General features: G+C 50.3%; 8 protein-coding genes. 6 read left to right on the forward strand and 2 right to left on the reverse strand.

What is annotated here, in order from left to right; all coding sequences use genetic code 11:
- Window positions 1–1863: family 78 glycoside hydrolase catalytic domain (locus AB7S66_RS08780; protein WP_428519140.1), on the forward strand; the 1863-nt coding region annotated here is incomplete at its 5' end.
- Window positions 1864–2180: 317 nt separating this feature from the next.
- Here AB7S66_RS08780 and AB7S66_RS08785 read toward each other — a convergent pair.
- Window positions 2181–3680, reverse strand: a complete 1500-nt coding sequence (locus AB7S66_RS08785) for an aryl-sulfate sulfotransferase (RefSeq protein WP_428519142.1) — start codon at window positions 3678–3680, stop codon at window positions 2181–2183.
- Between the two features lie 100 nt (window positions 3681–3780).
- On the opposite strand from AB7S66_RS08785, the gene AB7S66_RS08790 reads away from it, so the two are divergent.
- Together AB7S66_RS08790 and AB7S66_RS08795 are read left to right on the forward strand one after the other, a co-directional pair.
- Window positions 3781–4671, forward strand: coding sequence for a DUF1295 domain-containing protein (locus AB7S66_RS08790; protein WP_428519144.1), 891 nt, complete (start codon window positions 3781–3783; stop codon window positions 4669–4671).
- Between the two features lie 36 nt (window positions 4672–4707).
- On the forward strand, window positions 4708–5700 hold the full coding sequence (locus AB7S66_RS08795) for a bifunctional methionine sulfoxide reductase B/A protein (protein ID WP_428519146.1): 993 nt from the start codon (window positions 4708–4710) through the stop codon (window positions 5698–5700).
- Here the strand turns inward: AB7S66_RS08795 and AB7S66_RS08800 are convergent.
- Window positions 5697–6461 (reverse strand): hypothetical protein, encoded by a 765-nt coding sequence (locus AB7S66_RS08800; protein WP_428519148.1) that lies wholly within the window; start codon window positions 6459–6461, stop codon window positions 5697–5699. The genes AB7S66_RS08795 and AB7S66_RS08800 overlap by 4 nt on opposite strands.
- Before the next feature lie 75 nt (window positions 6462–6536).
- Between AB7S66_RS08800 and AB7S66_RS08805 the strand changes: the two genes are divergently transcribed.
- The 3 genes from AB7S66_RS08805 to AB7S66_RS08815 are packed head-to-tail and all read left to right on the forward strand — an operon-like array spanning window position 6537 to window position 8255.
- Entirely contained in the window at window positions 6537–7250 is a 714-nt protein-coding gene (locus tag AB7S66_RS08805) for an AzlC family ABC transporter permease (RefSeq protein ID WP_428519150.1), read from the forward strand.
- The gene (locus tag AB7S66_RS08810; protein WP_428519152.1) at window positions 7247–7555 is read left to right on the forward strand and encodes an AzlD domain-containing protein; all 309 of its coding nucleotides are present in this window, start codon (window positions 7247–7249) and stop codon (window positions 7553–7555) included. The genes AB7S66_RS08805 and AB7S66_RS08810 overlap by 4 nt, the downstream gene beginning before the upstream one ends.
- 37 nt (window positions 7556–7592) lie before the next feature.
- A complete protein-coding gene (locus AB7S66_RS08815) occupies window positions 7593–8255 on the forward strand; it encodes a TatD family hydrolase (protein WP_428519154.1) in 663 nt (220 codons plus the stop codon).
- Window positions 8256–8280 lie beyond the last annotated feature (25 nt).

An 8280-nucleotide genomic window follows, 5' to 3' on the forward strand; every position in this document is an offset into this window, starting at 1 on the left:
GAGACCTATGATGCTTCCCTGGAACAGGATGGTTGGGACAAGCCAGGATTTGATGACACTTCATGGCGTGCAGCTAAAGCAGTTCCTTGTACTTCAGAACATATTGAGGCACAGGAGGGCTCCCCTGTTGCGCTTCAGGAGGTCATGGCCCCCACCCTTGCATTCACGACACCAAAGGGAGAGCGGGTCATCGATTTCGGCCAGAACATGAGCGCATTACCGGAGATCAGGGGTAAAGGAAAGGCAGGAGAGACCATAGTCCTGCGTTGTTTCGAAGTACTGGATAAGGACGGCAATGTCTACACCGACAACCTCCGCAGGGCTGAACAGCGAATAACCTACACCATCAAGGATGACAAACCATTTGTATATCGTCCCCATTTCACCTTTTTTGGGTTTCGGTTCATCCATGTTGAAACGTTCCCAGGACGCGCAGATCTTGATAATTTCAAGGCCTATGTTATTCACTCCGACATGCCACAAACGGGTAGCTTTGCGTGTTCCAACCCTGATCTCAACCAGCTGCAGCATAATATCCTGTGGGGATTGAAGAGTAATTTCGTCGATGTCCCCACCGACTGTCCTCAGCGTGATGAACGTCTTGGATGGACAGGTGATGCCCAGATTTTCTGCCGCACAGCAAGCTATAATATGAGAACCTATACCTTCTTCAAGAAATGGCTCAAGGACCTTGCCCTTGACCAGACCAAGGAAGGGGGCGTTCCCCATGTAGTGCCAGATGTACTGTACAAGTACCCGTTTGACAACTGGTTGCTCAACAAGGGAACCCACTCTGCTACAGCATGGGCTGATGCTGCAATCATCATTCCATGGGTGCTCTATCTCACCTTTGGTGATACTGCAATCCTGGAGGTTCAGTATGAGAGCATGAAGGGTTGGATTGACTTCATGAAAACCCATGCAAAGGACAACATCTGGAACTACAAGCTTCAGTTCGGCGACTGGGTTGCATTGGATGCTGAGGAAGGAAGCTACTTTGGAGCCACTCCAAACGATTTGACATGTACTGCCTACTATGCCTATTCCACCAGTCTTTTTGTCAAGATTGCAAGGATTCTCGGAAAGGAAGATGTGGCGAACGAGTATGCTGCACTTCATGACAAGATTGTGCAGACATTCCAGGAAACCTTCTTCAATGCCGATGGTACCATGACCGCCCAGACACAGACCGCACATATTCTTGCGCTTCATTTCAATCTTGCCCCAAAGCAGTTTGTTGCAAAGACCGTGGAGAATCTGAAGAAGTTGCTGGCTGAACATGATGGACACCTGGTGACAGGGTTTGTCGGTACCCCGTACTTCTGTCATGCACTCTCTTCCAACGGTTGCCTGGATGAAGCGTATGAGTTGTTGCTCAAGGATGACTTCCCCTCCTGGTTGTACCAAGTCAAGAAGGGAGCCACCACAATCTGGGAACACTGGGATGGTATCAAACCGGATGGCTCAATGTGGAGCCCGGACATGAACTCATTCAACCACTATGCCTACGGCGCAATTGGTGAGTGGTTGTACCGTGTTGTTGCAGGTCTGGACATTGATGAGCACAAACCAGGATACAAACATGCGATCATTGCCCCGAGGATTGGGGGAAACCTCACTTGGGTGGAAGCATCCTATCAATCGGTCTATGGTGAAGTTGGAATCCGTTGGGAGAGAGAGAGCAAGACGAACGTTGTAACCTTGCGTGTAACAGTTCCAGCCAATACCACCGCCACCATCCGCTTGTTGGATGGAGCTACACTGGTTGATGGAGATGCTCTCACCTTTGCAAAGCGTGAGGACATCCTGGAGGCTGAAGCCGGTTCAGGGGTATACGCGATCCACTATACGCTGGATGCATAACCTGATTCATGTCCTTATAGTAAAACCATGGGTGTATCCGAGAGATATACTCATGGTTTTTCTTTCCTTGCCTGTCATAGATACATGCATTACCGTCAATCAAGGAGAAGGTAGATGGCCCTATGCAATTGACCATCTGCTCTCTATCAGCGTTTGTACGTTACAAGGAATAAGCCGTCCTTGGGAGAGCGCTTCTCCGGTATCTCATCCTTTTTTTTGCTCAACCTGTCGTCTTGGCCTTGGCTGGATATCCATCCTATTCACTGAAAAACGCCAGGCCCTCTGTGACCTTGGGGCAAAAACAGTCGTAATGGTTATTACTGCAACAAGGATGGATGATACAGAGGATAGCGCTCTGCCTGATACACACGATACCCTGCATAGCTCGTCGGATCAGGATCATTGAAGGAGAATACCAGAACTTCCTTGGCTGGATAATCTGCAGTGACCTCTACTACCTTCGCTGAAATTTTCATGTCATTGAGGGAGTTGTTCGCAAAATCAAAGAGTTCAACTGCCTCTCCCTCCAGATTCTTGGTAATTCCCCCGAAGCAGATCAGACGATTCCCATTCTCCAGATAGTTTGCATCCCCGATGAATGGGGTAAAGGTAGTACTGCCATTCCCTGTCCCGTACTCCCAGACTTGTCGTACGGTCATGGTTTTCTCATCAATCTCAAACTCAACAGCCCGGGAATAATTATCTGTGGGATCGAGGGGCTCACTATAGGACCGCTCATTTCCATTGTCATATAACAGCACCCTTCCTGGTAGCTCAGGATGTACCATAGGGGCATGTTGGCCCCACTGCCAAGCAAAAGGGCTCTCCTCGGGTTGTAAGAGATAAGGCTGATATGCTTCTTCCCAATGCTCATGGTTCCCCAGTATCCAACGCAGATTTCCGCTCTCCCTGTCGACCTTCACCACAGCACTCTGGTCCCTGCCACTGACAATGAAGCTGTCATCACGATGGTCATAATCAATACCGTTGAGATGGAGCCAGTCGGCAGGTTCCAGGTTTCTTGGCTGGGACGGACGATCCTTGTCAAGAATCTCTCGAAAATCCCAACCTTGCACATAGGATCCTGTCTCTCCATCAAGTTCCACCACCCCGTCCTCAAATGAAGAAGGAGCAGTGCTTAAGGCAAGAAGGTTTCCGTTTTCCATGAATGCCACGTCGTGGTGCAGGCCGTACATGAGTGGAGGAAGTGTCCGTACCTTCCTTCCCATCAGGTCCATCTCTACAAGGGAGTCGCCCTCCTGGATCAGAAGGGTCCCCTGCTCGGTCATCTTCATGACATGACCAATATCTCCCTGGTAATACCAGCGAACGGTCCCGTAGGAATCAACGGCACAGGGAAGCGCACGGTAGTTTCCGTCTTCATTATAGCGGCCGAGGTGCAAGAAGGTAAAACCTTCTGCAATCTGGCCAGGAAGCACTCGTTCATACCCAATCTCGGGAAAATCCTCTGGCAGTTCTTCTGTCTCAATAGTCACTTTTTGTTGGTAGCTATCACCTTCTCTTGTAGTGAGATAAAACTCCACATCATTCCTGGTCCCTGGGTAGAGAGCAAGAACGGGGATCTCATGGTAGGTATCATACCCCCTGAAGGTAAAGCGTAGGTCATTCTGGTTCCTTCCAGGTAACACCAGTGTCACCTGGGTTGCTTTCCTGGACTCAATCACTGCCAGGGCACTGAGAGGAGCCTGCTCAAACTGTGTGACAGATATCGTATATGGTCTTCTCAGAATCAAGAAAAGGAAGAGAAGCAGAAGCGTAAGAGAAATGAGTGTAAGAAGACGTTTATTCTTGGTCATGATCCTCAGTGTACGTCACCGGGAAAAATTTGGGAAGGCTTCTCAAGCAGGCAGAAATCTTGCTTGTTTTCCCGATCCTTGGTTTGGTATACTGCTTATCATGAAAGCAAACCCAACAACCATAATGATCTTTTTTATCATGGTGGCCCTCTTATCTGGCTTTGTAGTCCTCGGGCCGTTCGCTGATGAGACAGTGCTGTACCAAGTGGGCGGTATCACGTTGGGCACTGTATTGATTAGTCTTTGTTTTTCACTACTCACGGAGGATTACTCGTGGACCGACCGGCTGTGGAGCACACTGCCTGTAGCGTTTGCCTGGATCTATGCCTACAAGGCAGGGTTCTCATTGCCGGTGGTCGTTGCAGCCCTGTTGGTTACCATCTGGGGTGCAAGGCTGACCTTCAATTTTTCCCGTCGTGGAGGGTATACCGGGGAAGAGGATTATCGTTGGAAAATACTGCATGAGAAAATCGGAAACCCTGTAGGTTGGTTCTTTTTCAACATGTTCTTTATCGCGCTCTACCAGCAGTTCCTCTTCATCGCATTCACCAGCCCACTGGGGCTGCTCCCATCGAGGAATGTGCCATTCACCCCACTCTCCTTCATTGCAATCTTCTTGTTTGTCTCTTTCCTGGGTATTGAGACCATAGCAGACCAACAGCAGTATACCTTCCAGCAAGCCAAGTACCAATTGCTTCCCAGAAAGGATGAACTTGAGGATGAGTATACCCAAGGGTTCCGTAGTTCTGGACTTTTCAGATACAGCCGTCATCCCAACTACTTCGGAGAGCTGGGGGTGTGGTGGTCCATCTACCTCTATTCGGTCTCATTCCATGGGCCGCTGTTGCACTATACCATCGCTGGCCCGATCTTGCTGACGCTCTTGTTCATTGGATCCACCATCTTCACAGAGAGCATCACTGCCTCGAAGTATCCTGCGTATGCTACATACAAAAAGAAGGCAGGTGCAATTATCTTCCGATTCTGGTAGCACCCGTGTTACAGTGGAGTCAAGGAGAATCTGCAGATGAAAACAGTCCTCATGATCATTTCATTGCTCTTGGTTGTGTTCCTGCTACTCTCATTCGCCTTGTATAAACGAGAAATACCGACAATAAGTGAGGAAGAAGTACCCATGGCTGATACAGACCGTTTCTCCTACCAACCTCTTGATGAAGCATTGAAGAATTCCCTTACCAGTGAAGAACGCGCCATCATCGTGGGAAAGGCCACGGAACGAGCCTTCAGCGGTGAGTATACCGATACAACAGATTGGGGAACCTACTACTGCAAGTGGTGTGACTCCCCCCTGTACAGTTCAGAGACCAAATTCCACTCCGGCTGTGGGTGGCCATCCTTCGATGAGGAGATTCCCCATGCAGTAAAACGTAAGATCGATGACGACGGAATGCGGACTGAAATACTTTGTGCCACCTGTGGTGGACATCTGGGACACGTCTTTGAAGGGGAACGCTTCACCGATACCAATACAAGGCATTGCGTCAATTCCCTCTCCCTGGTCTTCAGGGATGGCACGCCGGTGGCTGAGGCGGTGTTTGCCGGAGGATGTTTCTGGGGAGTCGAACACTTGTTCGCCCAGAAGGAAGGCGTATACTCAGCAGTGTCTGGTTATACGGGAGGGACTGTCGAGAATCCAAGCTACCAGGATGTATTGACCCATACCACCGGGCATCTGGAAGCCGTCAAGGTGCTTTATAACCCCTTGGAAATATCCTACGAGGAACTTACCAAGTATTTCCTTGAGATCCACGATCCCACCCAGGCCAATGGGCAGGGACCTGATATCGGGAACCAGTATCTCTCTGCCATATTCTACCGTTCAAGACATGAGTTCGATGTGGGGGTACGCCTTATTGGAATCCTTGAGGAAAAGGGATTGAAGATTGCTACCACCCTCCGCCCGGCAGCGGTATTCTACCCAGCGGAGGATTACCATCAGGATTACTACGAGAAGAAGGGAACCCTTCCCTACTGCCACGCATATACCAAACGGTTTTAGTCGGTCAGGACATCTGCACTGATTGCACAGCTCGCAACTACATAGGAGCCCTTTTTCAGGGGCTGTTGCAGTTGTTCTGGGGCAAAGACAAGATCTAGATGCCCCATTTCCGTGGCGATGGTGGCTACCGTACACCCGGTATCCTGAAAACCATGCTTACGGTTCTCCACCCCAAGCACAGGACCACAAAGCAACATCATCTGCTCCTCTGCAGCAAAACGCTCCCTATCCTTCTCACTGAGGCTCTCATCACGTGCCATGATGTAGTTGAATGGAAGCAATTTCTTGTCCTCAAGTCGGGCCCCCTCTTCAGTAACCGTCTCATAGGCTTCCCTGCTGTCAAAAACATCGAGAGCCTGGGGAAATGCACAGACTTGCAAATCCAACAGTGTGTCCTCATCAATTTGCTCAAGGGTCGCTGCATGGACAAGTGTGGCAATGAAGGCACTCTTTTCTGAATCGTTGGTCATCAGGAGAGTGAGCGAGAGCGGTTCTGCCTTGCCGATCTGTACCAGAGGTTTCCCGGACCAGAGGCACCGTCCACTCATATGCATGTCCAAACCTACAATCTGCAGGTCTTCCTTGTCAGCCACCGTACGAAAAATGATGGTCAGGCCACTGTCCAGCATCTTCGTGTAATAGGAGCCCTGTTGCGCTGGGATGCGCTTGGCTTCATGAAACCATTGCATCAAGGGTTTTTGGTCGAGGGTCCCGTCCTTGCTGAGTAATTGCAATCCAGTATTTGCGAGATAGACAGCCATATACACCTCCTGGGAGGTGTAGTCTATCATGAATGCCACTTGCAGGAAACCGGCAGAATCACTAATCTGCAAACCATGGAATCAGCAACGCACGCCAAACTCACCTTCCGGGAAGGTTGCATCGAAGGATTTCCCATTTTTGTTGGGTATTTCCCAACCGCCATGGCCTTCGGCCTTGTTTGCAGGGATCTTGGGATGCGCATCTGGGAAGCGGTACTTTTTTCACTGACCAACTTTGCTGGCAGCGGACAGTTTCTGGCAGCGAACCTCATCGGAGGGGGAGCCCTTCTGGCTGAGTTGTTCGTCAGTGTCTTGTTGGTGAACCTGCGCTACTCCTTCATGGGCGCTGAGCTGAACAGGAATCTGGAAAAAGGGGGCAGTGGCTGGAGGAAGGCATTGCTTGCCCATGGTACCACCGATGAAGTTTTCAGTGTCGCTGTCCTTCATAAGCCACCCATCAGCAAAGAGTATCTGGCAGGGTTGGAATTGACTGCATACATTGGATGGGTCAGTGGTACTGCTGTGGGATTCCTTGTCGGCATGATTCTTCCTTCTGCACTCCAGCTTGCAGTTGGGGTTACCCTCTATGCGATGTTCAGCTCTCTCCTGGCACAGGAGTTCCACCAAAAGGGGTTCAGGGTTCTTGCAATTGCAGGATTCTCGGCAGCACTGAACGCCTACCTGATCGTACGGTGGTCATTGGCGATTGGCTGGTCATTCGTCATCAGCATGCTCTCAGCAAGTTTCCTTGGGGCCCTGGTCATCAGTGACAGTGAGGATGAGGTATGATGAAAACATTTCCATTTCTTATCCCCATCCTTGTCAGTGCACTGGCCACCTTCCTGGTGAGGGCTCTTCCCTATTATGCCTCCTTCCTTGACAAGCTCCCGAGGTTTCTCTCCAGGAGTCTCCGCCTTCTCCCCATTGCTGCGCTTGGCCCCCTCATCTTCCCCGGTGTCATCCTTGACTTCCAAGGACACTGGTATGCAGGGCTTATCGGTATTCTCTGTGCAGCATTCATAGCCTACCGCAAGAACAGCATGATATTCCCGATACTCCTGAGTATATTGGTTACCTATCTCCTGTTGCTCTAACTTGACTGAGCAGGCTCTTCGTCCTTAGGATTGAACCATGTTTGACGCACATCGCCACTATGGCTCCAGCATGAGAGAGAACGCACTCTATGCCACCAGCAGCAGGGATGAGTGGCATTTGCTCTCCTCACTCTCACCTCCGGCACTGGGGGGGATCGGGGCACTTGCTGAGAAGCCACTACCGGAAATAGCTGCTCTTGAGTACATACTGAAAAAGCACCGATCACTGCAGATAGCCGAGGTAGGACTGGACAGAAGGTTTCCAGAAATTGAACAGCAGGAAGCCTTCCTGAAAGATACCCTCGCATTGGCCTATGAACTGGGACGAAGTGTAAGCTTGCACTGCGTACAGGAAGACGGAAGGATGCTCTCCATTCTCCACTCCCTCCAGCCAAACCTCCCTGTGCTTCTCTGGCACGGCTACACAGGAAGCTGGGAAACTGCACAGGAGGCTTCCAAGCTTGGCGTCATACTCAGTTATGGGAGCAGGCTCTTCCAAAGCAAACTGGCAAGCGAGGGGAAGAGACTGGTCACTCTTCCCTATGCCTTGGAAACTGATTTCCAGATGGGGGATTACTCCCAGATACTCTGGACACAGATTGAGAACTTCAGCAAACTCAGTGGATGCACCCATGATGAGCTGATAAGGAACAATGATGAGATCAGAACAATTCTTACGCATAACACGACTACTTGGTGAGGAGCCGGTAGAACGCCTTCATAAG

It is taken from the genome of Sphaerochaeta sp. (assembly GCF_050178175.1).
Taxonomy (GTDB): Bacteria; Spirochaetota; Spirochaetia; order Sphaerochaetales; family Sphaerochaetaceae; genus Sphaerochaeta.

Excerpts from the sequence above, each read along its gene's own strand:
- AB7S66_RS08785 (WP_428519142.1), bottom strand. The coding sequence starts at position 3,680 with ATGACCAAGAATAAACGTCTTCTTACACTCATTTCTCTTACGCTTCTG.
- AB7S66_RS08790 (WP_428519144.1), top strand. The coding sequence starts at position 3,781 with ATGAAAGCAAACCCAACAACCATAATGATCTTTTTTATCATGGTGGCC.
- AB7S66_RS08795 (WP_428519146.1), top strand. The coding sequence starts at position 4,708 with ATGAAAACAGTCCTCATGATCATTTCATTGCTCTTGGTTGTGTTCCTG.
- AB7S66_RS08800 (WP_428519148.1), bottom strand. The coding sequence starts at position 6,461 with ATGGCTGTCTATCTCGCAAATACTGGATTGCAATTACTCAGCAAGGAC.
- AB7S66_RS08805 (WP_428519150.1), top strand. The coding sequence starts at position 6,537 with ATGGAATCAGCAACGCACGCCAAACTCACCTTCCGGGAAGGTTGCATC.
- AB7S66_RS08810 (WP_428519152.1), top strand. The coding sequence starts at position 7,247 with ATGATGAAAACATTTCCATTTCTTATCCCCATCCTTGTCAGTGCACTG.
- AB7S66_RS08815 (WP_428519154.1), top strand. The coding sequence starts at position 7,593 with ATGTTTGACGCACATCGCCACTATGGCTCCAGCATGAGAGAGAACGCA.